This is a genomic window from Neobacillus drentensis (assembly GCF_036965645.1).
In the GTDB taxonomy this organism is placed as follows: domain Bacteria; phylum Bacillota; class Bacilli; order Bacillales; family Cytobacillaceae; genus Neobacillus; species Neobacillus drentensis_D.
Genome location: NZ_JBALPZ010000018.1, coordinates 24,922 through 51,392, shown reverse-complemented (window position 1 = coordinate 51,392; position 26,471 = coordinate 24,922). Strand labels below are relative to the sequence as shown.

Annotated in this window: 21 protein-coding genes; 2 read left to right on the top strand and 19 right to left on the bottom strand. The window is 40.0% G+C overall.

Annotated features, from left to right (window positions below; genetic code table 11):
* Positions 1-8 precede the first annotated feature (8 nt).
* The gene (locus V7266_RS03325) at positions 9-146 is read left to right on the top strand and encodes a helix-turn-helix domain-containing protein (RefSeq protein ID WP_335465811.1); all 138 of its coding nucleotides are present in this window, start codon (positions 9-11) and stop codon (positions 144-146) included.
* A gap of 80 nt (positions 147-226) precedes the next feature.
* Here V7266_RS03325 and mmsB read toward each other — a convergent pair whose 3' ends face one another.
* The 8 genes from mmsB to V7266_RS03285 form a co-directional block, all read right to left on the bottom strand.
* On the bottom strand, positions 227-1,450 hold the full coding sequence (gene mmsB / locus V7266_RS03320; RefSeq protein WP_335465797.1) for a multiple monosaccharide ABC transporter permease: 1,224 nt from the start codon (positions 1,448-1,450) through the stop codon (positions 227-229).
* Between the two features lie 5 nt (positions 1,451-1,455).
* Positions 1,456-2,991: a multiple monosaccharide ABC transporter ATP-binding protein gene (mmsA, locus tag V7266_RS03315; protein WP_335465796.1), complete on the bottom strand. Its 1,536-nt coding sequence runs from the start codon at positions 2,989-2,991 to the stop codon at positions 1,456-1,458.
* Between the two features lie 36 nt (positions 2,992-3,027).
* Entirely contained in the window at positions 3,028-4,104 is a 1,077-nt protein-coding gene (gene chvE / locus V7266_RS03310; protein WP_335465795.1) for a multiple monosaccharide ABC transporter substrate-binding protein, read from the bottom strand.
* Between the two features lie 214 nt (positions 4,105-4,318).
* Positions 4,319-5,521 carry a response regulator transcription factor gene (locus V7266_RS03305; protein WP_335465794.1) on the bottom strand — a complete coding sequence of 401 codons (1,203 nt, stop codon included), beginning with the start codon at positions 5,519-5,521 and terminating at the stop codon, positions 4,319-4,321.
* Positions 5,522-5,535: 14 nt separating this feature from the next.
* Positions 5,536-7,383 carry a cache domain-containing sensor histidine kinase gene (locus V7266_RS03300; protein ID WP_335465793.1) on the bottom strand — a complete coding sequence of 616 codons (1,848 nt, stop codon included), beginning with the start codon at positions 7,381-7,383 and terminating at the stop codon, positions 5,536-5,538.
* A complete protein-coding gene (locus tag V7266_RS03295; RefSeq protein WP_335465810.1) occupies positions 7,373-8,386 on the bottom strand; it encodes a substrate-binding domain-containing protein in 1,014 nt (337 codons plus the stop codon). The genes V7266_RS03300 and V7266_RS03295 overlap by 11 nt, the downstream gene beginning before the upstream one ends.
* Positions 8,387-8,929: 543 nt before the next feature.
* Entirely contained in the window at positions 8,930-9,637 is a 708-nt protein-coding gene (locus tag V7266_RS03290) for a hypothetical protein (RefSeq protein WP_335465792.1), read from the bottom strand.
* Between the two features lie 112 nt (positions 9,638-9,749).
* On the bottom strand, positions 9,750-10,646 hold the full coding sequence (locus V7266_RS03285) for a DMT family transporter (RefSeq protein ID WP_335465791.1): 897 nt from the start codon (positions 10,644-10,646) through the stop codon (positions 9,750-9,752).
* A gap of 188 nt (positions 10,647-10,834) precedes the next feature.
* Between V7266_RS03285 and V7266_RS03280 the strand changes: the two genes are divergently transcribed.
* Positions 10,835-11,713, top strand: coding sequence for a YsnF/AvaK domain-containing protein (locus tag V7266_RS03280; RefSeq protein WP_335465790.1), 879 nt, complete (start codon positions 10,835-10,837; stop codon positions 11,711-11,713).
* Positions 11,714-11,853: 140 nt separating this feature from the next.
* On the opposite strand, the gene V7266_RS03275 is transcribed toward V7266_RS03280, so the two are convergent.
* The 11 genes from V7266_RS03275 to V7266_RS03225 form a co-directional block, all read right to left on the bottom strand.
* Positions 11,854-13,569, bottom strand: coding sequence for an NAD-dependent malic enzyme (locus V7266_RS03275; protein ID WP_335465789.1), 1,716 nt, complete (start codon positions 13,567-13,569; stop codon positions 11,854-11,856).
* A gap of 202 nt (positions 13,570-13,771) precedes the next feature.
* Positions 13,772-14,740, bottom strand: a complete 969-nt coding sequence (locus V7266_RS03270; RefSeq protein WP_335465788.1) for a 2-keto-3-deoxygluconate permease — start codon at positions 14,738-14,740, stop codon at positions 13,772-13,774.
* A gap of 241 nt (positions 14,741-14,981) precedes the next feature.
* The gene (locus V7266_RS03265; RefSeq protein WP_335465787.1) at positions 14,982-15,689 is read right to left on the bottom strand and encodes a response regulator; all 708 of its coding nucleotides are present in this window, start codon (positions 15,687-15,689) and stop codon (positions 14,982-14,984) included.
* Position 15,690: 1 nt separating this feature from the next.
* Complete coding sequence (gene dcuS, locus V7266_RS03260; protein WP_335465786.1) at positions 15,691-17,286, bottom strand: DcuS/MalK family sensor histidine kinase; 1,596 nt, start codon at positions 17,284-17,286, stop codon at positions 15,691-15,693.
* A gap of 257 nt (positions 17,287-17,543) precedes the next feature.
* Positions 17,544-18,737 carry an NAD(P)-dependent malic enzyme gene (locus V7266_RS03255; protein ID WP_335465785.1) on the bottom strand — a complete coding sequence of 398 codons (1,194 nt, stop codon included), beginning with the start codon at positions 18,735-18,737 and terminating at the stop codon, positions 17,544-17,546.
* Between the two features lie 410 nt (positions 18,738-19,147).
* Positions 19,148-20,077, bottom strand: a complete 930-nt coding sequence (locus V7266_RS03250; protein WP_335465784.1) for a S66 peptidase family protein — start codon at positions 20,075-20,077, stop codon at positions 19,148-19,150.
* 149 nt (positions 20,078-20,226) lie between these two features.
* Positions 20,227-20,412 (bottom strand): hypothetical protein, encoded by a 186-nt coding sequence (locus V7266_RS03245; protein ID WP_335465783.1) that lies wholly within the window; start codon positions 20,410-20,412, stop codon positions 20,227-20,229.
* Between the two features lie 89 nt (positions 20,413-20,501).
* Positions 20,502-21,722, bottom strand: a complete 1,221-nt coding sequence (locus V7266_RS03240; protein ID WP_335465782.1) for a metallophosphoesterase family protein — start codon at positions 21,720-21,722, stop codon at positions 20,502-20,504.
* Between the two features lie 652 nt (positions 21,723-22,374).
* The gene (gene sdaAA / locus V7266_RS03235; RefSeq protein WP_335465781.1) at positions 22,375-23,937 is read right to left on the bottom strand and encodes an L-serine ammonia-lyase, iron-sulfur-dependent, subunit alpha; all 1,563 of its coding nucleotides are present in this window, start codon (positions 23,935-23,937) and stop codon (positions 22,375-22,377) included.
* Positions 23,938-24,018: 81 nt separating this feature from the next.
* Positions 24,019-25,422, bottom strand: coding sequence for an amino acid permease (locus V7266_RS03230; protein WP_335465780.1), 1,404 nt, complete (start codon positions 25,420-25,422; stop codon positions 24,019-24,021).
* A gap of 59 nt (positions 25,423-25,481) precedes the next feature.
* Positions 25,482-26,459 carry an L-threonine 3-dehydrogenase gene (locus tag V7266_RS03225; protein ID WP_335465779.1) on the bottom strand — a complete coding sequence of 326 codons (978 nt, stop codon included), beginning with the start codon at positions 26,457-26,459 and terminating at the stop codon, positions 25,482-25,484.
* Between the last annotated feature and the right edge of the window lie 12 nt (positions 26,460-26,471).

The window sequence follows — 26,471 nt, the reverse complement described above, 5'->3', positions numbered from 1 at the left end:
CTGTCACTTTGATTAAACAAAATGAGTTCTCTATTGAGACAATTGCCTTAAAATGTGGCTTTCCTGATTATTCGAGTTTTTACAGGCTCTTTAAAAAAGAGTACAATCTTTCACCGAAAAATCTACAAAAGGAATTTAAGAGTTAAAATTCAGGAGCACAGTATAAAGGACTACTCCTATTCGGAATAGTCCCTTTTATATTATTGGATATTAAATTATATCAATATTAAGAAGCTTTATTTTTGTTATAAATATCAAAGGCTACTGCTGCTAATAATACCATACCTTTAATCCCTTGCTGCCAGTCGATTCCAAGACCCAGCAGTGACATTCCGTTATTCATGATTCCCATAACTAGACCGCCAATAATAGCTCCAGGTACTGTACCGATACCACCGTAAGCTGAGGCTCCGCCGATGAAGCAAGCAGCAATGGCATCTAATTCGAACAGGTTACCTGCTTTAGGTGTTGCAGCATTTAATCTGGCTGCGAATAGCAGCCCGGAAAGAGCTGACAATACGCCCATATTGACGAATACCCAGAAAGTAACTCGCTTTGTTTTCACACCGGATAACAAGGCTGCTTTTTCATTGCCCCCAATGGCATACACATGACGTCCTGCTTTCATCCGGTTGGTGAAAAAGCGATAGATAATTATTAATAGGGCAAGAATGACGAGGATATTCGGAATTCCCTCATACAATGCCAATGAGTAGGTGAATAAATTCAGGACAACAATAGTGGCTGCCAGCTTCGCTAGAAAAATCCCCTGAGGCTGAACTTCCAAGCTGTGTTTGATTTGGTTTTTACGGTTACTGATTTCACCAATAACAAAAAGCACCGATAAGACAATTCCAATCATAAGTGTTGTCACATGAAGTCCCGAACCGCCAAACACATCCGGCATAAATCCGGTGCTCATTTTTTGGAAGCTTTCCGGGAATGGTGCGATGGATTTGCCTTCCAGGACAATCATCGTTAATCCTCTAAAAAGAAGCATACCGGCAAGTGTCACAATAAAGGCTGGTACTTTCACATAGGCAATCCAAAATCCTTGCCAAGCCCCAATTAAAGCACCAATAACTAAAGAAAGAACAACAGCAACAAACGTTGGTATTTCATAATTCACCATTAAGATGGCTGAAATCGCTCCGACGAACGCAGCTATGGATCCTACTGACAAGTCGATATGGCCTGTGATAATAACTAATACCATTCCAATGGCCAGCACTAGAATATAGCTGTTTTGCAGAATTAGGTTTGTAATATTTAATGGCTTTAATAATAGCCCGTCTGTCAAAACCTGAAAGAGAACCATGATGAAAACGAGAGAAATGATCATACTATATTGTCTTACATTACTCTTTAGGAAGTTTCCAAGTATATTCCCATTTGAATTTCCGCCTGAAGATGGCTTATTTTTATCTACCTTTTGCATGATTGTTTGCATTTTCATTACCCCCTTACTTTACTTTGTGTCATTAATCTCATTAAGCTTTCTTGGTTTGCGTCTTTACGGCTAAGTTCGCCGGTGATCCGCCCCTCGCACATGACATAGACTCTGTCACACATCCCTAGAATTTCTGGAAGTTCAGAGGAAATCATCAGAATTCCTTTTCCTTCCCTTGCAAGTTCATCGATGATGGAGTAAATTTCATATTTCGCGCCTACATCAATACCTCGTGTCGGCTCATCAAGAATCAACACATCAGGCTCAGACATAATCCACTTACTTAAGACAATCTTTTGCTGATTACCACCGCTCAAGTTTCCTGCCTTTTGAAAGATACTCGGTGTTTTGATCCTTAATTTTTTTCGATAGTTTTCGGCGGTCATAATCTCTTTATTTTCATCGATCACAAATTTATTGACTAATTTATCAAGACTCGCCAAAGTGATATTTTTCTTAATATCCTCCATTAGAATGAGCCCATTACCTTTACGGTCCTCTGAGACATAGGCAAGACCCTGATTAATCGCTTGGGAGACATCGTTAAGTGTCACTTCTTTTCCCTTCATTTGAAGCTGACCGCTTATTTTTTTACCATAGGATTTTCCAAAGATGCTCATGGCCAGTTCGGTTCTGCCTGCCCCCATTAATCCTGCAATCCCGACAATTTCTCCTTTTCGGATATGGAGATTGGCATTATCAATGATTTTACGGTCTTGATGCTGGGGATGATAGACATTCCAGTCCCTAACTTCAAGAATAGTGTCCCCAATCTTTGGCTTCCTTTCTGGATAGCGATGGGTCAGATCGCGTCCAACCATCCCCTTTATAATACGGTCTTCTGTGATCTCATCCTTTTTCATATCCAACGTCTCAATCGTTTTACCATCTCGTAAAATGGTAATCGAATCAGCCACCTTGGAAATTTCATTTAATTTATGAGAAATGATAATGGCAGTCATGCCTTGTTTTTTGAACTCTAGCAATAAATTTAATAGATTCTCACTGTCATCTTCGTTTAATGAAGCAGTTGGCTCATCTAAGATTAATAGTTCCACTTTCTTAGATAGTGCTTTCGCAATTTCGACTAACTGCTGCTTCCCCACACCAATATTCGTGATAAGTGTATTCGGCGACTCGCTCAAACCGACTGTTTGCAGGAGTTCCCTGGTTCTCATAATGGTCGAATTCCAATTGATGACACCGTTCTTTTCCTGTTCATTTCCTAAAAAGATATTTTCAGCAATCGATAGATACGGGATTAAGGCTAATTCCTGATGGATTATGACAATCCCTAAGTCTTCACTTTGCTTAATATTTTTGAACTGACATTCCTTGCCATTATAGAAGATATCACCGCTATAGGAACCATACGGATAAACTCCGCTCAATACCTTCATTAAGGTAGACTTGCCCGCTCCGTTCTCACCGCATAAGGCGTGTATTTCGCCTTTTTTAATCTTCAAATTAACATTATCAAGTGCTTTCACACCTGGGAACTCTTTCGTGATACCCTTCATTTCCAAAATGATGTTTGTCATATAATCACCCGCCTGTTTTTAAATATGGGCTAAAAATTATTTAAGTTGATCTTTCGTATAATAGCCGCTGTCTACTAATAAAGATTCATAGTTTGTTTTGTCCACCGAAAGCGGATTCAAAAGATAGGCTGGCACAACCTTTTCTCCGTTATCATAGGTTTTCGTATCGTTCACTTCTGCCTTTTTTCCTTTTAATACGGCATCCGCCATTTCAACTGCTTTTTCGGCCAATTTCCTTGTATCCTTAAAGACCGTTTGAGTCTGTTCTCCGCGCATAATTGACTTAATCGAGGCAAGCTCTGCATCCTGCCCGGTTATGATTGGCATAGGTTTGTTACCCTTACCGTATCCCACGCCCTTTAATGAGGAAATGATCCCAATACTGATCCCATCATAAGGGGAAAGAACCGCATCCACTCGCTCACTTGAGTAGTGGGCGCTCAATAGATTGTCCATCCTTGACTGAGCAAGGGCCCCATCCCACCGTAAGGTTGCTCCCTGGTTAAATTTCATTTGACCGCTCCTTACCACCAATTTGCCCGATTTAATATAAGGCTTAAGGATGGACATCGCACCGTCAAAGAAGAAATAGGCATTATTATCGTCCGGCGAGCCTGCGAACAATTCAATATTGAACGGACCCTTTCCTTTCTTCAATCCTAACTTTTCTTCGATATAGGTGCCCTGTTGAACTCCTACCTCAAAGTTGTCAAATGTTGCATAATAGTCAATATACTTACTGTTTCTAATTAAGCGGTCATAAGCTATAATCTTGATGCCTAATTTATGCGCTCTTTCCAAGACATTTGTCAGTGCAGCCTGGCCGTCTATCGGGGCGATAACTAACACATTCACACCCTTAGTAATCATGTTCTCGATTTGTGCTGTCTGGTTTTCGACAACATCCTCTGCGTATTGTAAATCTACTTTATACCCAAGCTTTTTAAATTGCTTGGCCATGTTTTCACCGTCATTTACCCACCTTTCGGAAGACTTTGTCGGCATTGAAATCCCAACATAACCACTTTCCTTACCACTTGCTTGATTGGTGCCGCAAGCTGTTAAAGATACTAGCATAAATAATAGAGTGATCACTGATAACCACTTTTTCATGTCTTTTCCTCCCTTCTTTTACTACTGGAAAGTTTTTAAGAAAGCGCTTCAGTTAAGTTCAATATATCACCCTATTAAAATCTGGTCTTTTTAAAAAAATAACTATTTTTATAAATATTTAACTTAATTTAAATCGCTTACATTTTATTTCTTTCCGAATAGAAAAAGGGCATGCCGGATTTTGTTTAACCGACATGCCCTTTTTCAGGACCGTTTATATTGGGGTTTTTCGATACTGATTCGGGGATACCCCCACCACTTTTTTAAAGGCCGTACTAAAATAATGCTGTGTATCATAACCGACCTTGTCTGCAATCTCAAGAATGGAGAGGTCTGTGGAATTTAACAGCATAATGGCTTTTTTAATACGGAGGTTGGTGATTAAACTGACAAAAGATACGCCTAACTCCTGCTTAAATGTTCTGCTCAAGTATACGGAAGAGACCTGCAGAGATTCTGCAGCTTTTTCCAGCGTAATATCGTGCTCAGAAAAATGTTCAAAAATATAGTCACGGGCCCGGCGCACGACGGGTGAAATAGAAGAATCTTGTTCTATTATTTGTTTACACGCTTGATAGGCTTTTGGAATCTTGCTTATCCCCTTTTCTAACGGTTCAAAACAAGAATGGATTGTCATCCTTAACTCCTCTTTCGCCCGTTTTCCTATCAATATGATCTTTTCTTCATTGATGGAGTCCCAAAGTAAAATTAACATACTTCCATAGTAATCACGTATATATATCTTATCTTGAGCCTCCAGCTCCTCCACTATAAGATTTTCCAGTGAAACAGAAATCAACTGATGATCTTCTCCTGCGATTACTGGATCATTTGCATAGTATTCCGGAGACTGAATGACCCCAAATTGTTTCGGACTTTTTACAGGCAGCCCAAGGAACTCGAGCTGCTCGAATGCCTCTTCCTCACTCCATTTTCCTTCGAGTAAATCATAAAATAATTGTTCACGAAGCAGGTCAATATTTTTGTTAATTTGATTAGATGCCAGTTTTACAAACTCTTCTTGCTTAATAACCGCTTCCAGTTCGTACTGGACCTTTCCAAGCACCGTTTGCAGCTGAACTGGATTGGCCGGCTTTAATATATAGTCGGAAACATTTAATCGCAAAGCCTCCTGTGCGTAAGTAAATTCATCATAACCTGTTATTATCACAATCTTACATTTAGGAAGATGTTCCCGGACGTGTTTAATGATGGTAATCCCATTCATAATCGGCATATTCAAGTCGACCAACAGAATATCGATAGTATGTTCTAATGCAAGTTCAAGGGCTTCCTCCCCATCCTCAGCCTCTGCTACAACAGTCATACCAAGTGCCTGCCAATCCACTGCCTCTCGAATTCCTTCACGGATGATGGGTTCATCATCAGCAATTAACACTCGCCAGCTTTCCTTCATGATACCCCACCTCTTTATCTAACCTTTTCTCCTATTTGACCGCCGCTTTCCATTGGCAGCAATATTGTAACGGTCGTTCCTTTTCCTTCTTCACTATCAATCGATAGACCATATTGGTCGCCGCATGTGAATCGTATTCTGGCCTGAGTGTTTCTCATTCCATATCCAAGACCCATCCTCTCCTCATCCTCTGAAAAGCAAACTTCAAGATTTTCCTGCAGGGCCGTTAATTTATCTTTTGGAATTCCTTTTCCATCATCCTTTATACAAATAATTAAATCGCCCATGTACTCCTCGGCTTTAATGAGAATATGGCCTGGTCCTCTCCTCTCTTTGATGCCGTGGTAAATGGCATTTTCAACAATTGGCTGGAGAACGAGTTTGGGAATAGGTACCTTTTTAATGCTTTCATTTACTTCTATCGAATAATTTAATTTATCCTTGTATCTTGCTTTTTGAATTTGAAGGTAACTGTGTATATGTTCGATTTCTTCACTCAAAGGAATGATATCATGGCCCTTACTGAGACCAATGCGGAAAAGTCTTGATAAAGATCCTACAAGGTTAGCAACATCCTCGGCCCCTTGTTTGCGTGCCATCCAATTAATCGTATCCAATGTGTTGTAAAGAAAGTGCGGCTTAATATGTTCTTGGAGGCTTCTTAGCTCAGCCTCTCTCTTTTGCCTCTCCTGTTTTTCGGTTAATGAAATAAGCTTATTGATTTGAACAAGCATCGTATTAAAACTTCTTCCGAGCATTCCTAACTCATCCTTACGATTTCCCTTATATCGAACAGTTAAATCGCCAGTTTCAGCCCTATGCATAAACGACATCAGCTGGCCAATCGGCCTGGACATGGAAGTAGATAAATAATAGGCCGCTGTTAATCCGAATAAACAGACGATAAAGACAAAGCTAATCATATAAAAATTGATTTCCTTGACTTCCGAAATCGCTTCATTGGAAGGGAATACACCTACCGTCGTCCAATTGGTAAAAGAGGATTTTTGATAGATAAATTGCGATTTACTTCCATTTACCTTTCTAAAAAACGTTCCAGCGTCACCGTCAGCTACCCTTTCTAGTGGAAACCTTTTAATGAGTTGTTTTGCCGGTGAATAAATGTTTTCGCCTTTCTCATCCAATACCATTAAATAGCCAGTTTTTCCAAGACGGGCATCCTTTGTTGCTTCTGCAATGACTCTTAATTTTAAGTCAATTAAGACAACCCCTTTCACTTTCTGTGTGTCAGGGTCAATGATCGCTCTTACGACTGATATGACTTCATCATCTTTATACTGCAAATAACTTTTCACCTTGCGATTAGACGGATGTCCGAGGATTTTAAAAATACCTTTATTTTCTTCGGCCTGTTTATACCATTTTTCCTCGGTTAATTTTTGTTTGGAATCTGAATATAATTCATTACTAATGTATTTCCCGCTGCTATTCACGACGAGGATACCTGCCACCTCAGGATATAAGGTGGTAAGGTTGCGCAAAAACTCCCTCATTTCGTAGGTATCCGTTTCCCCAGTTGATTGATTATCCTCTGTTTCGTCTATGAATCTCTTTATATCTGGATTAAAGGAGATCAAATAACTTATATTTTGCATATTATTGGTATAGCTTTCTAATGTTTTATTGACTTGACCAATTAATTGCAATGTATTTTCTGTCACCTGTTTTTCAATAATCCGCTCAACAGTCATTCCCGTCAGTATACTAAGACCAATTGATGGTACGATACTGATTAATAACAATAGGACGATTAGTTTATAACGAATAGGGAAGTCATTGATCCGCCATTTTTCTACACCACTAGGGATAAAAGGCAGGTTGGTCAATCTCTTACTGGCCATAAAAATCCCCTACATTCTCTTTGGTAATCACAGAGACGCCTGTATCTACATTAGGCGGCAGCGGCGGTGCACTTATGTTACCAAGCTTGGAATCAGCAGTAAGCTTATGATTTAGATGAAATAAAAACTGAAGTGACCAATACCCCATCTTCCATGTACCTTGCGCAAGTGTCGCCGAGATGGTTCCGTCTTTAATTAAATCAAGCGTTTGTTTATCCGTGTCAAAGCTGACAATCTTTACTTTGTCTTTTCCTTTTACGGCACTTACAGCACTTCCGACTCCAATTCCGCCAATTGCCTCAGTGGCAAAAATCCCGTTTAAGTCCGGATAATTGGTTAACAGTTCGTTAGCTGCCTTTCTTGAAACCGGCTCGCTTCCTTTTCCGTCTTTCACTTCTACGACTTCAATCCCTGGATAATTCTTCTCTATTGTTTCTTGAAAGCCCCTTAATCTTTCTTGATGATTCAACTGATTGGGCAAGGTTACAATGCCTACTTTTCCTTTGTTATTCAACAGGGCTGCTATTTCCTCTGCACCCATTACTCCTGCGTTGTAATTGTTGGTGCCAATAAACGTTTGAGCCTTACTCGATGGTGCACCGGAATCAAATAGCACTACAGGAATTCCAGCATCTATTGCTTTATTAATCGTCGTTGTAATTTTATCGGGATCAATCGCTGATATGGCGATACCGTCGGGCTTTTTGGCAATAACCTGTTCTAGTACGGTAATTTGTTCGTTGACATCATACTGGGCAGCCCCTCGGTATTCGATGGAAACATTTAAGGCATCTGCTGCATCCTCAAACCCCTTTAGGGCTCGTTTCCAATAGTCATGTCCTGCTTGGAATGTAACCATTACATATTTTTCATTCATATCTCCGCGAATTCCCTCTTGGCCCTGTTCTAAAGCGGTTCCATTTGAATTGTTAAAATGATAGTAAAATAAATATAAAGCAAAAAGACTGATTAGAAAGATATAAGCAACAATTAGCTTTTTCAGTTTAGTAAACCCCTTTCATAAAAATCTAATAAAAGAAATACAATTCTACCTCCGTGTATTAATAGTCTCCATTTTAATCTACACTCGTTCGACAATAAACCCATTATAACAACAAAAAAACCACTTCCTTAAATAGATTAGAAATGGTTTTTGATCATAATGTGATTTTTTTACACAACTAGCTGACAAAATCGGTGAAAATAGCTTTCTATTTCTCTGATATTGGCTTAGAAACCTATAAATCATGCTGCCCTTTCGCCAAGGCTTGTCGATATCTACTCAGATTTTGTAGATATTTCCCGGGAATTTGTTGAAATTTAAAAGATTGATAAGTCCGAAGTGCTGCACAATCGAGGAAATGGTGGAGCCGGGAAACGTTGTTTTAAGCAGGGCACCCTATCATTTCATATATATCGGGTATCGCTTCTAGATTCTATTGAATTATTTGAATCTTTTTTTGATAATCATGGTCTTTAGCTGTATCGTCTAAGGGCATATCCATATCGCATCGCGATATAAGCACATAAATGATGAAAAGGCACCTTATTTTTTGAATATGGAGAAAAGCCAACCCCATTTTTCGCTAGGTTTTTGTATCGCTTCCTCTAAGCGTTTATTAAATTCATTTTGTGAAAGCCATTCTTTTTTCTGTTCATGCCTCAGATTTTGTATTTCTTTTTGCAAGAATTCACTTTTTTCCTTTTCTTGCTGCAGCAATGTTTCATAATATGTATTTTGTTGCTCGGTTAATTTTTCAATTTTTGCATGAGTTTTTTGTGCAGAATTCCCAATACTAGAGCTGATAACATGATGATCTTGCTGGAGCCGGGAAACTTTTTCTTTAAGCTGAGACATATCGCTTGTCAGTTGGACGTTCATTTCACGTGCAACTGCAATTTCATTAGCCAAAAACATCAAAATCTCTTTTATTTGTTTGGGGTCTTGTGGCAAATTTTCATATGGATCGGGTATCACAAGCTCTTTTTCATTGGAGCTTTCTAATCTTTCCTTCTGTTGATACGCTAGTTCTTTAGCTGTATCGTCCAAGGGCTTGTCCGTATCGCGTAACGCTATAAGCGCTCCGATGTCAGATTGAACAAAAATACGGCGATCGCCATCTTTTAAAAACTCATATCCATTCCGCTCTAAGATTTGGCCATACTTTCGAACAGTGGGTGTTGCAATCCCAACTTCTTCTGCCACTTCCTTAGAGGAGAATGCTCGTTCATTCGGTTGTATATCACGTCGCATATCGGGCCTCCTTTTCTATTAAATATGACGGTTTTTAGGTTTATTTGCAAGCTAAATCGCATGGCGATATGGAACAAAAAAAAAAGAGCCGCTTGACCCTTTCTTAAAGATTTCAACCCTTATATTTTTTCCCCGTGAAAAGTGGGTGATTTGGTAAAGGGATACGGGCCGTACGTGTTGTATTTACCAGCCAAACTCCCGATAGCACCAAAATTACGCCAATCAATGTAATAGCGTTCAAACTTTCCTTTAAAAACAGGACTCCTGATAGAGTACCTACTACAGGTACAATTAACAAAGAAATCGATGCTTTGCTGGCTTCCATCTTAGAAAGAAGATGAGACCATATGACAAAAGCTAATGCAGAGGCCAAAATTCCAGAATATAAAAGGTATACTACAGCCATAAGGCTCCAATGGGACTGGCCATGTTCAAAGCTGAGAGAATACAAAAACAAGCCAACCGCCCCCGCGCCCATTTGCCATGTAGTAAATTGAACAGTATCACAGCCTTGTAATTTGGTTTTGAAAATTAAACTCGATAAAGCCCATGTTATCGCGGAGCTTAACGCAAGAATCGGAGCCCAGATTGTTTCTCCAAAATGAATATTCATTGCTAAAAACAACCCCAATATTCCGATCAAAATCCCACCTGTCTTCTTTGCAGTCAATTTCTCTCCAGGAATGAAATAATGAGCCATAAGTGAAAGAAACAATGGCATGCTATAAGTTAGAACAGAAGTAAGACCAGCGCTTATATAATTTAAAGAAATTTGGATAGCAATGTTAAAATAAGTTGTCTGCAGAAGCCCGCATAGAATATACCATTTTAGTTCCCGTTTACTTGGGAGCGGGATTTTTTTAAAATAGGTTAACCCAAAAAGAACCAATGCACCAAGCAAAAACCGATAATCTGCAAACAAAACAGGCGGGAACACAGCATTACCCTGTTTCATAATCACAAAGTTAAAACCCCAAATCATACATAAAAAAAGCATCAATCCATTCATTAACTGATTCCCCCCATTTCTTTTAATATAATAATCCAATAATAATTAAAATTCAAAATTCTTTATTTTCAATGTAGCAGTAAACAAAGACTACTGCCAACAAAATTAGTTTCCAATGTTGTTAAGCGGGGTAAGTATAATTTGTAAGCTTTAGTAAGTAAACAAAAAGGGAAATGGAGGCAATAACTATGAGTAAAACAGTATTAGGAGTTTATAATTCCAGTGACGAAGTGGTTCGAGCCATAGAGGACTTTCAGAACCAAGGATATTCTGTAAGAGACTTGTCGATTATTGCTAATACAACAGATGTCCCTTCTTCCATTGAGGAGGAAACAGGTGTGGCTTCTCAGGAGATAAGCGCTGCGAGGGAGACCCATACAGAAGAACACCCTGGGTTCTTAGCAAGCCTGTTTACCCCGTTTGAGGATCGAATGTATCAAAATGATGGCAGCGGAACTACTTATTACGACCATTTGGTCGCCCAGGGCATTAATCAAGCTGATGCGCTAAAATACCAAGATGATCTCAATTCTGGAATGATTCTGCTCCTTGGTGAAAAAGGAACAGGTAATGTTGGTATTGCTGAAGATGTCTCCAGAGGAACCACTGCTAGTGAACAAACGGATTTTGAAGGTAGTCTCGACACAGATTCACCGCGCTCCATAAAGCTTCGCGAAGAACAGTTGGATGTTGATAAACAACGCGTTCAGACAGGTGAAGTAGAGGTGAAAAAAGATGTCGTTGAAGAACAGCAAACAATAAATGTTCCCGTACGACATGAAGAGGTTAACGTAGAAAGACGGGCAGTGGACAAAACCGAAGCAGACACAACCACACCTATAGGTGATGATGAAACCATCCGCGTTCCAATTGTAGAAGAAAAAATCGAAGTTACGAAGAAACCTGTTGTAACTGAAGAACTGGTGATTAACAAAAAGGAAGTTACGGAAAACCAACAGGTAACGGAAAATGTCAAACGCGAAAAAGCAGAAGTGCATAAAGAGGGCGACGCTTCCGTCAATGAGCCGACTACCGACAACAATCGATTGAATCCAGATAGCTTCTAATTTTAAGTGTTCTAAAAGTTAGCTGTAGGATACGCTGTCTGTTTAATTTAAGGGTAGATAATAAGGCAGTTTTTATAAAAAAAGATCAGTCCTTTTGCCTAGAAAGCAAAAGGATTGATCTTTTTTATTATACTATTTAATCATGCATAGGAATGAATGTTTGTCCAAATCCCTACACTCTTGATTTCCTTATACTCAGGTTCCCACATAGCCTCTTCAATAGCAGTCTCCACATCTTGAATATCCGCTCTTGCAATTCCTTCGTGGATGGCAGCATTGACTACTTCAATGGCTACGTATTTTGAAACTTCATGAAGTTTGTCAACGGATGGCAGCAAAGATGCTCCAGGTTCGCTGGAGTCACACATTCTTGCAACCGCATAGGCAGCTGCTGCGAACATCCCCTTGGAGATCACTTCAGCTTTTGCCACAATGGCTCCAAGGCCTAGACCTGGGAAGACAAATGCGTTATTGGACTGGCCAATTTCATAGAAAACCCCGTTGTATTCCACATTGGCAAACGGACTGCCGGTGGCAATTAGAGCCTTGCCATCTGTCCATTTAATCAGGTTTTCCGGAACTGCTTCAGTCAATGCAGTCGGGTTGGACATAGGCAAGATGATAGGACGCTCAACATGCTTGGCCATTTCTTTTACAATTGCCTCGGTGAAGGCACCGGCTTGTCCGGAAGTACCAATCAGGATGGTTGGCTTCACCCTCTGAACGACTTCCATTAATGAAATAATCCCATCCTCATTCCTATCCCAGTCCTTTACTTCATCCGCCTTTCTTACATAAGGCTTCTGGAAATTAAGAACATCTGGTGCTTCATCGGTTAATAACCCCCGATAGTCAATCGCCCAGAAACGGTCATAGGCTTCTTCTCTGGTCAGCCCTTCAAGAACCATTGTCTCTGAGATTTGGTCAGCTATACCGATGCCGGCAGCCCCTGGACCGAAGACAACAATTCGCTGGTCCTTTAGATTAGCTCCTGTTACTTTCATTCCAGACATAACAGCAGCAAGAGTCACTGCACCTGTTCCCTGGATGTCATCGTTGAAGGTAAGAATTTTGTCACCATATTTGTCCAAGATTTTACGCGCATTCACGTTGCCAAGGTCCTCCCAGTGAATCAGAACCTCTGGAAAGGACTTTCTTGCAGTCTGAACGAATAAATCAATGAATTGATCATAACGCTCACCGCGGACACGGGCGAATTTGTTGCCAATATAGATAGGATCGGCAATCAAGGCCTGATTGTTCGTACCAACATCTAGCACAACTGGCAGAACTCGGCTTGGATCAATACCAGCCGCCGCTGTGTATACGGCAAGTTTACCAATCGCAATATTAATACCGCCTACCCCTTGGTCCCCTATTCCCAAAATACTTTCTGAGTCTGTAACAACGATTAAATCAATGCCATTTTTGGGCTGTCCAAGATTATAAAATGCCTTTTCAATGCCCTCAGGATCATCAATGGAAAGATATAAACCTCCTGGACGACGATAGCTATGAGAGTACGACTGGATCGCCTCACCAACAGTAGGAGTGTAGATGATTGGGAGCATTTCTGCTAAGTGTTCTTTTAAAAGCCGGTAAAATAAAACAACATTACGGTTATATAAATCATAAAGCAGACCATGTTTAAATAGATTCGTTGTCCGCATCGAATATTGTTCGTAAACCCTATTTACTTGTTCATCAAGGGTGAGCACTTGGGGCGGTAATAGACCGTCGAGTCCCAGCTCTTCCCTTTCCTCTTTCGTAAAAGCTGTTCCTTTATTCAAAAAAGGATTAGAGAGAACCTCTTTTCCTTTTAATGTTGTAATGATAACATTCTCAGGTACATTCATGGTGTTTCCTTCTTTCTATCAAAATAGCGATTCGGACAATAATGGAACATGGATTTCATACCTATCCATGTTAATAACATTTTCCTTATCGAACTAGTTTTTTTAATTTAATGACCCATTTTTGTAATTAAACAAAGCAGACAGTAGAACCAGCTGACTGCTTTGTTTTTCTTCCATTTTTCCGTGTTTATAGAACTTTTTATCAGGCTGCCCTGGCAATCGATTGTTTCGCTTTTTTCTTTTGGGATCTTTTAAATACATAGCTCACAATAATCGGACAGACGATGGCAGATATGACACATGCAGCTGCAACTTGTGCAGTAGCCGAAGATGCTACCGCAGCTAAGGTTGGATCTGCTGCTGCCACAACAGCTGGTGTAGCTACTGCATTTCCTGCCGTTGACCCGGTTGCTAAACCAACGATAGGGTTTTCCTTAAATAACTTCAATAGGAAGTAAGCTCCAATTCCAGTAAATGCAGCGATTAATCCTAGTAATATCCCAGGACCCCCAGCTTTTAAAATAGTTGAAAGATTCATTCCGGCACCTAATGGGAAGGAGAAGAATGGGATTAATAATAATTTACTGCTTCCAAGGAACTTTCGCATATCAGGATCAATATTTCCTAAAATCATTCCGATTACAATTGGAATTAATACCCCTAGAAGTGTTTGAAAAGGAATGGTGGCAAGACCGGATGCACCTAATGCCACTAATGTGAAAAATGGACCATCTTTTAAAGAAAACAACGCATATGCGCCTACATCTGTTTCGTCACCATACGATGAAGCAAGAGATGCATATAACCCGCCATTAGCATTTAACAGCGCTGCTAGAATGGCTAATGGTGTTAATCCTAGTAATCCTGCAGGACCAAAAATCGCTGCTACAGCTAAACCAATACCAGCACCTACAATAAATTTTCCAGTTAATAATATTGCACCCTTTTTTAAGGCCTTTGGTGCTAATTTAAAATTAATTTGTGAACCAATTAAAAACATAAAACATGCCAAAATGGTTGATGATGCTTCTTTACTGAATAATGCTGTTGTAAAACTACCAATTTGTAATACCTGCGGAAAAAATGTATTCGTTAATACCCCTAAAAAAAGTGGAACAACCATCAGACCACCTGGAATTTTATCAAGCGTTTTCTTAATAGGAATTTGCATTTTTAATCCTCCTAAAATAGTTTATTAATCTTGCAAAAAACAATTATTTTCTACTTTTTTTTAACAATTTCTTCGATAACTGTAGAAAACGATTCCATTTTTCCTTGCAAACATTGTAGTATTTTATTCCTCTTTGCCTTGCTACATGTCTATCATATTCCCATGTAAACCGTTTTCATAGATTATGAAAGTTTAATAATTCTTTTTGTAAATAAAAAAAGTAAGCAGTTTCAAAAACTGCTTACAAAAAGTTTTTTATTAAGTGCTCTTTAAATTTGTTATATTCATGCTGGTATACAGGCCTTCCGACTGTTCCGTAGATAACCTTGACTTCAAGGATTCCTATCTCCTTTAGGAAACTAAGATATTTTCTTGCCGAAACTCTTGATATTCCTACACCATTTGCTACTTCATCAGTAGAAAAAGGCCCGTCCTTCAATCCTTGAATCGCATCCCACACCTGCTTTAAGGTATCCTTTGTTAACCCCTTTGGCAGTTCTTCTGCTATAACAGCTTCGTCTCTGTGCAAAAGTAAGTTATCAAGCTCCTGCTGACTAACTGAATCCTGTTTACCAATGAACCGAGTTTGCTCAAGGTAGGCAGCAAGTGCAGCGTTAAACCGTTCAAACTCGAAAGGCTTTATTAAATAGTCGACAACACCATACCTTAATGCCCTCTTAATTCGTTCAAGATCGGAAGCCGCTGAAATGATAATGACATCAATTTCAAGATCATTTTTCCGAAGGTACGCTAACAGCTCTAGGCCCTGCTTCCCAGGCATAAAAATATCCAGAAGAATGAGCTGAATATCATTCTTCCTCAAAAATTGGATGGCTTCCGCTACTGAATCGGCCGTTGCAGCCAACCGAAACCCATCAATTTTAGCAAGATATTGTTTATTGATTTCTGCTACCATCGGGTCATCTTCGACAATCATTACATTAATCATTCTATTCATCCTCTGTTTTATAAGGTATATACACGGCAAAATTTGTTCCCTTTCCAGGCTTGGACGAAATAATCATGTCCCCTTCCAGTCTTTCAATTGCCTGTGCCAAAAGATATAACCCGAACCCGCGGTTTTCTCCTTTCGTAGAGAATCCTTTATCCAGTATTTTGTTTTGGAGTGATGTCGTCATTCCCATCCCTGTGTCTTTAACCTCGATTGTTAAAATATCCTCTGCATAATCAAGTTTAAGGTCGACTTTTTTGTTTGGACTGTCCGCAATTGCCTCCATTGCGTTATTAAAGAGATTTCCAATGATTGTGATCAGCTCATGGGTGATTTCTGAGTTTGCAGGCTTGGGAAGTTTACTGACACAATCAAATGATAGAGAAGCACCTGATTCTCTGGCAAAGCTTAGTTTGCCAATTAAAAATCCAGCAAGAACAGGGTCTTGAATTTTCTTCGTGACAAAGCCCATTTCTGTTTCCCGGTGGTTAACCGTTTCACTCACATAGTTAGCAAGTGTATCATATTGTTCAGTTCGAACCAGCCCAAGGATGACATGAAGTTTGTTCATGAACTCATGTGCCTGGGCACGGAGAGCATCCGCATAGTTACGCACACCTGTGAGCTGTTCAGCCAACAATCGGACTTCGGTTTTATCACGGAATGTAGCGATGGCTCCCACCGACACATTTTCCACAATCACAGGAACCCTGTTTACTAAAATGGTCACACCATTTAGGTTTTGTTCCTGATCTAATTCAGTTTCACCCGATTTTATTATGTTAGTTAACCGAGTCTCAGGCAAATAAGCTTCAATGTTCATACCCTTAGGATTCTCTTCAAGGCCGGCTCTCTTAAAAAGCTTTCTGGCTGCCCTGTTTACAAGTGTGATTTTCCCTTCTTGGTCGATGGCTATTATTCCCTCACGCACAGACTGAAGCATGGAACTACGTTCTTCAAGCAGTTTAGCAATAGCAAATGGCTCGAGGCCTAAAAGGATTTTTTTGATGTACCTTGCCAGGCCCACTGCACCGATTACACCTATTAGGATTCCGATGAAAGTCCCAATAACGATCCCCATCCGTCCTTTATGAACTGCCTTTGTAACATTTTCTAAAGAAATTCCTACAGCAACCGCACCGACCTGTTTTCCATGTGAATTCACTATTGGAGTAAATGCCCGCATGGATCGTCCGAGAGTTCCCTTTGAAATGGAAACATACTCCTTTCCTTTAAGAACAGGGCCTTCATCTCCTCCTCTGAAGTGCTTCCCCACTTCACTAGGATCCGGGTGGGAAAGACGGATTCCTTTCATGTCCATAACCACAACAAAGTTAACATTCGTCTTATCTTTAATTTGGCTGGCAAAATCTTGTACTACCGTATGACTTGTTGCTCCATCTAAAGCATCAATCACCAACGGGCTTAGGGAAATCATCCTTGCAACATTGAGGGCTTTTTCTTTCTGTGTCTCTTCCACGCTAGAGGTAATTCTTTTGCTTATTATGAAATCAGTTATTCCAAGTGATAAAGCGACGACACTGCATACAAATATAATAATAATGGCTTGTAAACTAAGTTTGCCTTTCCTCATAATCTCCTCCAGGTATTATTATATTTATAGTATGTATAAAACTTATGCATAAAATGACAAAAGACCGCTATGCTCATAATGAGCTTTAAGCAGCCTTTCGCATAAATCAATTTATCCCAAGTCTATTATATTACTAAAAATCAACAGGGCCCTTTTTGTAATTAAAAAAAGTATGTTTTTGGGTATGGTCAGCGGCAACAGACACCCTAGAAAAACATTTGTCCATTTACGGTGCCTGTCACCTAAATTTACCTTTGTTACACGGTTACAAAGGATTTCCTCGCTACACCTGTTTCTATGGCCGCAGTTGCAACAGCTTTAGCTACCTCAGATGCTACTCGGTCATCAAAAGGGTTAGGTATCACATAGTCTTCTGATAGTTGTTCTTCTAAAATGAGCGAAGAAATGGCGGATACTGCTGCCATTTTCATTTCTTCATTTATTTCTGTTGCTTGAACATCTAGAGCCCCCCGAAAAATCCCTGGAAAAGCAAGCACATTATTGACCTGATTCGGAAAATCTGAACGTCCTGTTCCGATTACTTTTGCTCCTGCAGCTTTTGCCTCATCTGGCATAATTTCTGGAACAGGGTTTGCCATTGCAAAAATAATCGCATCCCTTCTCATTGTTAAAATCATTTCCTTTGTTATGGCACCTGCAACAGATACACCAACAAAAACATCTGCACCGACAATTACTTCCTCTAAGCTACCCTCTGCATTGTTACGGTTCGTCTGGCTGGCAATCTTTTCTTTAATTAAATTCATTCCATATTGACGATTTTCATAAATGGCACCTTTTGTATCACATAAAATGACATCATAGACACCAAAACGATTTAGCAATTGAGCAATAGCTACACCCGCAGCACCCGCACCATTTATTACGACTTTAATTTCATCCATTTTCTTATCTACTAGTTTAAGAGCATTTACTAACCCGGCAACCGTTACAATGGCTGTACCATGTTGGTCATCATGAAAAATAGGGATATTTGTTTCTTTTTTCAGGCGTTCTTCAATTTCAAAACATCTTGGAGCTGAAATATCTTCTAAATTTACCCCGCCAAATGTTGGTTCAAGACGCTTTACTGTTTCAATTATCTCTTCAGCATCCTGTGTATTTAAACAAATAGGGAATGCATCTACGTTTGCAAAATTCTTAAATAAAGCTGCTTTGCCTTCCATTACTGGCATCGCTGCTTCCGGTCCAATATTCCCAAGCCCTAATACCGCCGAACCATCTGACACGACTGCAATGGTGTTGCCTTTCATCGTGTATTCATATACTTTATTTCGATCTTCATAGATTTCCTTACAAGGCTCTGCGACACCAGGTGAATACGCTAAGCTCAGATCATATGCATTTTTAATCTCTACCTTTGCTTTCACTTCTAATTTCCCTTGTTTATCCCGGTGCATTTGTAACGCTTTGTCACGCAATGTTTCCATAATTACCTCTCCTTTTTCAAAAACTTTTAATTTTCGACCCAAATTGTTTCAAAGTTTATTTAATATCTTCTATGTAATTGTGCTAATTTCAACATCATCCTAGAAGAAAATTACTTATTCACCTTGAAAACGTTTTACCTAGAGGACACAATAAATATAGCCCAATCTTATAAATTAACAGACTACTTTAATAGAATATTTAATTAATTAAAGGCTTTTTGTAATTAAAAAAACCATAAGTTTTATCAAAAATGGAAGGCTTTCATTTAATTAAGTTAAATAAAAAACCGCTTGAAGCACCCCTGCGGTCTAATTAAGTGAACCTTATCTTCACCTTGTCGCAATCAAATAAGATTTAATAAAAAATAAAAACCGTTCACATAGATGAACGGATTCTGGTAAGAAAGTCATTATCCCACCCAACTTACAGCAGGTTCAAGCACCGTTATTTTACCATTTCTAGAGTCAAGATTTACATTTGCACCGATTGGAATTGTTGCTTTATATTTACCATGTGATGTAGTTAAATTTGTTATTAATGGCTTTCCTAAAGGGATCAATAGATCATTGATCACATCGTCCCAACTCTTTCCGTACGCCTCAATACAATCTGTACATTCACCCATGATAATACCAGCGCACTCGCGAAATTTCCCAGCGATTTTAAGATGATTTAGATACCTATAAATCTTAGTCGAAGGTTCAAGTTGTTCTTCTAATAGAAGAATTTTTCCTTTTGTATCAATCTCATATGGAGTTCCTAGACTATCAACAATAGAAGTCAAATTTCCACCCACGATCCTGCCTGTAACATTACCAGGGACTAAACTTTTTATTGAAATATTAGGCGGATTAAGTATTTGTCTGGGTGATTGAAAGGTAGAAACAGCAGTATAGAAGGAAGTAAAGTTATATTCGGGTGTAGTTGGGACAAAATCCTCCAGCAATAGACCAATAAATGTGATTAATCCAGTGAACTGATATAACACATTTAAAACAATTGAAATGTCACTATAACCTGAAACAATCTTTGGGTTGCTTGCTATGATGTTATAGTCCAAATATGGTAAAACCCCAAAAGAACCTGTTCCACCACGAGTAGACAAAATCATTTTTACCCTTTTATCAACGAACATATCCATTAAATCAGATGCCCTTTGTTCATCCGTTCCAGCCACAATTCCAGTTTGTGCATAAACGTGTTTTCCAAGTACAACATTAAGTCCACTGTTCTTAAGATTAGCTACAGCTTGGTCTATATATTCAGCTGGGTAAGGACTAGCTAGCGTTACAATCCCAACGGTGTCTCCACGTTGTAATACAGGTGGACGTGTTACCATATCCGTGCCTCCTAAGAATTAGTTCCTCCTATTACATATGTATTTTGGGTATCAGTGGTTACAACTCCAAAACTGGATCCTTAAAAGGACTACCTCATGTTCAGGAGGTAGTCCTTTCTGTAGTGAACGTTATTGAATTCCCCCCTCTTTCAGAGGCTCCTCTGGATGGACCAAAGTGAAACAGGCGGATTCACTGGTACCGCATCAAGTTTAATAGAAGCAATAATTAGCGGTAGCTTATTGGCTGAGACAATTCGCATATCGGAATAACCGTTTTCACGATTTGTAAAACTGGCGACTGGAAGGTCCAATGTTGCGGTTTGCCACTTATTCACCTGATCCTCCGTAATATAATACCAGCTAATCGTACGTCGGAGCTGCCTAATATTAGACACTCCTTAAGCGACAGCAGTTACTTTTACTTCTATTTTATTATTACTTTTTCTTGTTTTTTGTTTTCAGGTATTAGAGCAGGTTCAGTGCTTTGGTCGTTTGCCGTAAGGTCTATGCCATAGTCCTTTGCAAAAACCATATGTGTTTCAACTAAAACACCCTCTTTATTTTCATCCAAATTAAATACACGGGCGCCGCGTAATCGATTTCGTTCTGCACCAGACAGCCCATAAGCACCAAACCCTGTACTTCCTGAATAACCTAGTAAAATCCCATAATAATTCCCCATATATGTATTTACATGGTCATGGCCGCAGAATACCCCTTTGACATCTCCCCTGTCAAGCATAGCTGAAAACATCCCGCTATTAAAGGGACCGGGGCACTCATCTTCATTTCTTTCTCCCACTATTTGATGCTTTGCTGCAGCACGGGCATGATCCGCTTCTGTTCGGCTATCAACACTATCAAACCACATAAAGCGATGTTCCCACAAAGGAATATGAATGAACATGAGAGAAGGGACTTTATAGCCGAATTGCTTTTCCAACTTTTTAGAAGTTTCATAATACCAATCTACCTGATTAAATCGAATCCAATCCCAAGTTGGATATCCACTAAAATCCTGACCAGCAATCGTTTTAGGAGCATACCTGCCACTATCTAGCAGCCATAGATTGAATGCCGCTTTCTTGCCTGCAGAATCGCTAATAAGCAGGTTCATGTTCCCTGTCCCATTTATGTCAGTTGCTCCTGGCTGATTAACATTGTATTTGTATGCCATATAAAATTTAAGCATGGCTTCTTCATCAAGTCCGCCATTTGGAGTAGAATCTTCATCATGATTCCCAAAAGTAACGGCCCACTTGATCCCTCTTTGTTCCATTGGCTGTGCAACATTGTTCATTGCTTGTCTCATCTCAAGCTCTGAATTACAGCCACCTGTAATGTTGTCACCATTTAGTACTACAAAATCTGGTTTCTCATTATCAAGAGTTTTTTCCATTAGTTGGATAGTGCGGCGATCAATATGCTCATCATCCTGAGTATCGTTAAACTGTACAATTTTAAACTTTCCATCTGAATTAAATTGTAATTTAGCATTATCATTTGAATCAGCGTGAGCAACGGTACTTAATACATTTACACCTGGTATTCCAGCAGACGCGATCGTTAAGGCAAGTGTAGTCATCCCTCCTACCTTTATGAAGTCCCTTCTGTTATAAACCTTGTTTTCATTTTGACTACTCATTGAAATTCCCCCTAATTCTTACTACTTTCTCGTATATGAAACCAAGCCAAATTGAACAGATCAACATTAAACCCTCTATACATATCAAACTTTATCAGAAGATTGTAAATCCAGTTTTAGGGGAAAGTTAGGTTTTTGTTATGTTTGTTATTCAGGAATTTTGTCCCTTATTTAAACATATGTATGTTATATTTTATTCATAAAAGGGTTTGGTTTTAGATCATCTGACTTATAACATTCATTCTATTCTCAAATGAAGTTTAGAAAAACAGGAATAAAGTAGTATAGGGAGATAAGGAGAATTTTAAATATATAGTAAATATTCTTTTTTATCTACATTCCCATTTTTTTCAGGAAAGGTACCAAGCATCATTTTTCTTTTACTTTTTTGTAACCTCTTTTGTAAAATAAAAAGACTACCTCCTTGTACTTAGGAAGTAGTCAATTCTTAGAAAAAATTTATTACGTAACTGTTCGGTTTGGTTGAACACTTATTTAACCATTACTCATCATTGAGTGGTTAAATTACATCATCCCGCCCATAAGGTGAAAAGGTGTGACATCTTTAACTTAAAATTACGTTTTTAACTTCATTGCGTTAGCAAATGTTAGCATTTCTCTCCCATTTTACCTGAAATTCTCTCCCTCATCACTATTCAGTTTGAATTAATAAAATTTCATCAATGATGGGAATTTCCTTTTTCAATATGGTTAAGAGATTTCCCTCGATCTGATTGTCGATTTCACAAATCGTTATCGCCGAACCGTTGATTTTTGAACGTTCATTCGCCATACGGGCAATATTTAACCCTTTTTGATAAAGAGATCCTGATAGCTCGGCAATTACCCCCTTTCGATCGGTATGGCGGATTACAAGTGTTGGTCGGTCTCCGGAAAATTTTAATGGGTAATCATCCAATTCTTGAACTTCCACTTTGCCGCCGCCTAAGGAACTTGCCAATACCTTTACAGTTCGCGTTTCCCCTGATAATTCTACTAGCACCGTATTCGGGTGGTAACTTCCAAGCACCCGTTTCGTAAACTCGTATTGTAAGCCATTTTCTTCAGCAATGGATTTCGCATTTGGAATGCCTTCATCCATTGTTGTTAACCCAAGAGCCCCTGCTAATAATGCTAAATCCGTTCCATGGCCTTGGTAAGTTTCAGCAAAGGAACCCATCAGGGAGAACTTTGCAAATAATGGTTTTTCGTTTAACAGCTGACAGGCTATGTTGCCAATGCGGACAGCACCTGCTGTATGTGAACTTGATGGCCCGACCATAACGGGGCCGATAATCTCATAGGCGCTTTGATATTTGGCCGGCCCGCAGCTGCTTGTCTTTGCGCTGAAAATCTGCGCCTTCAATTTTTGACCTGTCGGGGTGCCTGCCAGACCGCCAATCCCAGTTTCCCTTAGCGATTCAGGCATTTGCTGCCCGACTTCATGCATCACATGGATCACCTCATCCGGTGGAATGATGCTGACCACCCCTGCTAACGCCATATCTGCCGCAGCCTGGGCGGTAATCGCGTGTAATCCGTTCCGAAGGATACATGGAATTTCCACCAGCCCGGCGACCGGATCACAAACTAGTCCCAGTGAATTTTTTAAAGCTATTCCGATGGCATTTCCTACCTGTTCTGGAGTGCCGCCGGCAAGCTCAACTAAAGTGCCAGCGGCCATCGCGGTTGCTGAGCCTATTTCCGCCTGGCATCCGCCGGCTGCCCCTGATATGGAAGCTTTATTGGCAATCACCAAGCCAAGGGCAGAGGCAGTGAACATCGACAGTACAATCCGCTCCCGTGAGAATTTTCCGCTGTTCAGAGCGTGTACGAGTACTGCCGGCAAGATTCCAGCTGAGCCTGCAGTCGGTGTCGCCACAATCCGGCCCATTGTCGCATTGACCTCTGATACGGCCAGTGCATTGGCTGCGGCATTTAATGTCACGGGGTTGATGAAGGATTTTCCATTTTCAGCATATTGGTGAAGTCGGTACCCATCGCCGCCAGTCAAGCCAGTACGGGACATGACAGCACTTTTCGTCCCCCTAAGGACAGCCTCTTCCATTACCTTAAATTGCTCGGCCATTTTTTCAATAATCGCTTCCCGTGGAATGCTCTTTTGCTGTATTTCAGTTTGGATCATTAATTCCGCAATCGTTATATTTTGCTGCTTAGCTAGTTCAATTACTTCTTCTAAACTCGTGAAAGACATAGTATCACTCCCTCAAAGAAGACGGTCCCCATGCATGAGCATTAGAACCGTCCCCCTGTTTCATCCTTTGTTTTGTTTATATTATACTGCTTTGGTTTTTGTGCCTTTTTCGTTTTCGGCCTCGTCTAACGGTACGCGTTTTTCCATTTTTAACAGATAGAAAATGGCTGTCATAATGGAAAGGAATCCAATTCCCGCGATTAACGGGATGCGCGTGCTTGGATTGATCGCCATACCGACAAGGACGACCAGTAAAAATACAATGGTAGCGTAGTTGCTGTACGGTGTAAGAGGCATTTTAAATGGATGTTTTTCCATTGCACCAGCGTTTACTTTTCTAAATTTAATTTCACTGATGAGCAGTACAAACCATGGAATCATTCCTGGAAGTACACTCGCACTGTAAACATACACAAAGATGGATGGCGGTGCAACATAGCTTAACACAATACCAATAGCCAAACCTATTAAAACCGTTATGGTTGAATAAACAGGAACTTTATTTTCCGATAATTTGGCAAAAATCTTTGGTGCCTGTCCATTTTTCGCCAATGTGTAAAGCATTCGTGTGGCGCTGAAGATGCCGCTGTTACAGCCGCTCATTGCTGCCGTAATGACGACAAAGTTGATAATACCAGCTGCAGCCGTTATTCCAATTTTAGCAAAAACCGATACGAATGGGCTGCCAACTTGATTGAGCTGGTTCCAAGGATAAACGGTTACAATTACAAAGATAGCACCAATATAGAAAATTAAAATACGCCAAACGGTGGTTTTCACAGCATGTGTAATTGTTTTTTGCGGATTTTCTGCCTCTCCAGCCGTCATCCCTATTAGTTCCACCCCTTGATAAGCACCGATAACGATGGAAAGAGCAAAGAAGAAACCTTTAAATCCCCCAGTGAAGAAGCCGCCGTTTTTCCAGATGTTTGAAAATCCAATTGCATGCCCGCCATTTCCGAACCCAAAGAGAATAATGCCAATACCTGCAATAATCATGAAGACAATCGTTAACACTTTAATTAATGAGAACCAGAATTCAAATTCACCAAAGTTTTTAACCGAAATCATGTTGGCAACGCCCAGAATCACCATCGCGACCAACCCAGGGACCCATGTTGGCAGGTGTGGGAACCAATAATGCATATACGCACCAACCGCGATGATTTCCGACATGCCGACAGTGATCCATTGGAACCAATAGCTCCAAGCTGTCAAATAGCCAGCCAAAGGATGGATATATTTATTGCCGAGATCAGCAAATGAACCGGTGGTTGGTTCCAAATAAAGCATTTCCCCCATCGAGCGCATGATGAAAAATAAGAAGAGGCCGGCAACTGCATAGGCAATCATAACCGATGGACCCGTCCATTTAATTGTACTGGTCGAACCCATAAATAAACCAACCCCGATCGTACCACCCAAAGCAATCATTTGAATATGACGCGACTTAAGCCCACGCTTTAATTCCTGGTTTTTTGACATAAACTTCCCTCTTTCCCCTTGTATTTTTTAAACCCTTTCTACTTGATGTTATTCTTTTTTTAAACCAATATAGGTTCCCCAAATGGAATGTCCAATTCTTTGGCTAAGTTTTCGAGCATTGATTTTGTCATACGGTCTAAATCGTACCGCGGATTAAAATCCCATTCCTCTTTAGCAGCGGTTGCATCAATGGAGTTTGGCCAAGAGTCAGCAATCTGCTGCCGGACTGGATCCACTTGATAATTCATTGTAAATTCCGGTATAAATTTCCTGATGGATGCAGCAATTTCTTCAGGTTCAAAGCTCATCGCTGTAATATTAAAGGCATTTCGATGTTTTAATCTATATGAATCCGCTTCCATTAGTTTGATAATCGAATCAATCGCATCTGGAATATACATCATATCCATGTAAGTGCCTTGCGCAATATAGGACGTATATTTTTTGTTCTTTAATGCTTCATAGTAGATATCAACCGCATAGTCTGTCGTTCCTCCGCCCGGTAGTGTTTTGTAAGAAATCAATCCAGGGAAGCGGACGCCGCGGGTATCGACGCCAAATTTTGCAAAATAATAGTCACATAGCAATTCGGCGCTGACTTTGGTGACACCGTACATCGTGTTTGGCCGTTGGATTGTATCCTGAGGCGTATTGTCTTTTGGCGTAGATAAACCAAAAGCGCCAATCGAGCTTGGTGTAAAGAACTGTGCATTGGAATTCCGCGCCACCTCGAGTGCATTTACCAATCCGCCCATATTTAAATTCCAGGCTAGCAGCGGTTTTTTCTCAGCTGTGGCCGATAGCAGCGCTGCCAAATGGATAATCGTATCAATGTGATAGTCATTGACCAGCTTCTGCATTTTCTCACCATCCAGCACATCCAATGTATCAAATAAACCATTTTCCACCACTGGGTTGCCATCAACACGGCGGATATCAGTGGCAAGGACATTTCTCTCTCCATAAAGCTCCCTAAGTCTCAACGTTAACTCTGAACCGATTTGTCCTAAGCTTCCAGTCACAAGAATTTTTTTCAACGTAAACAACCT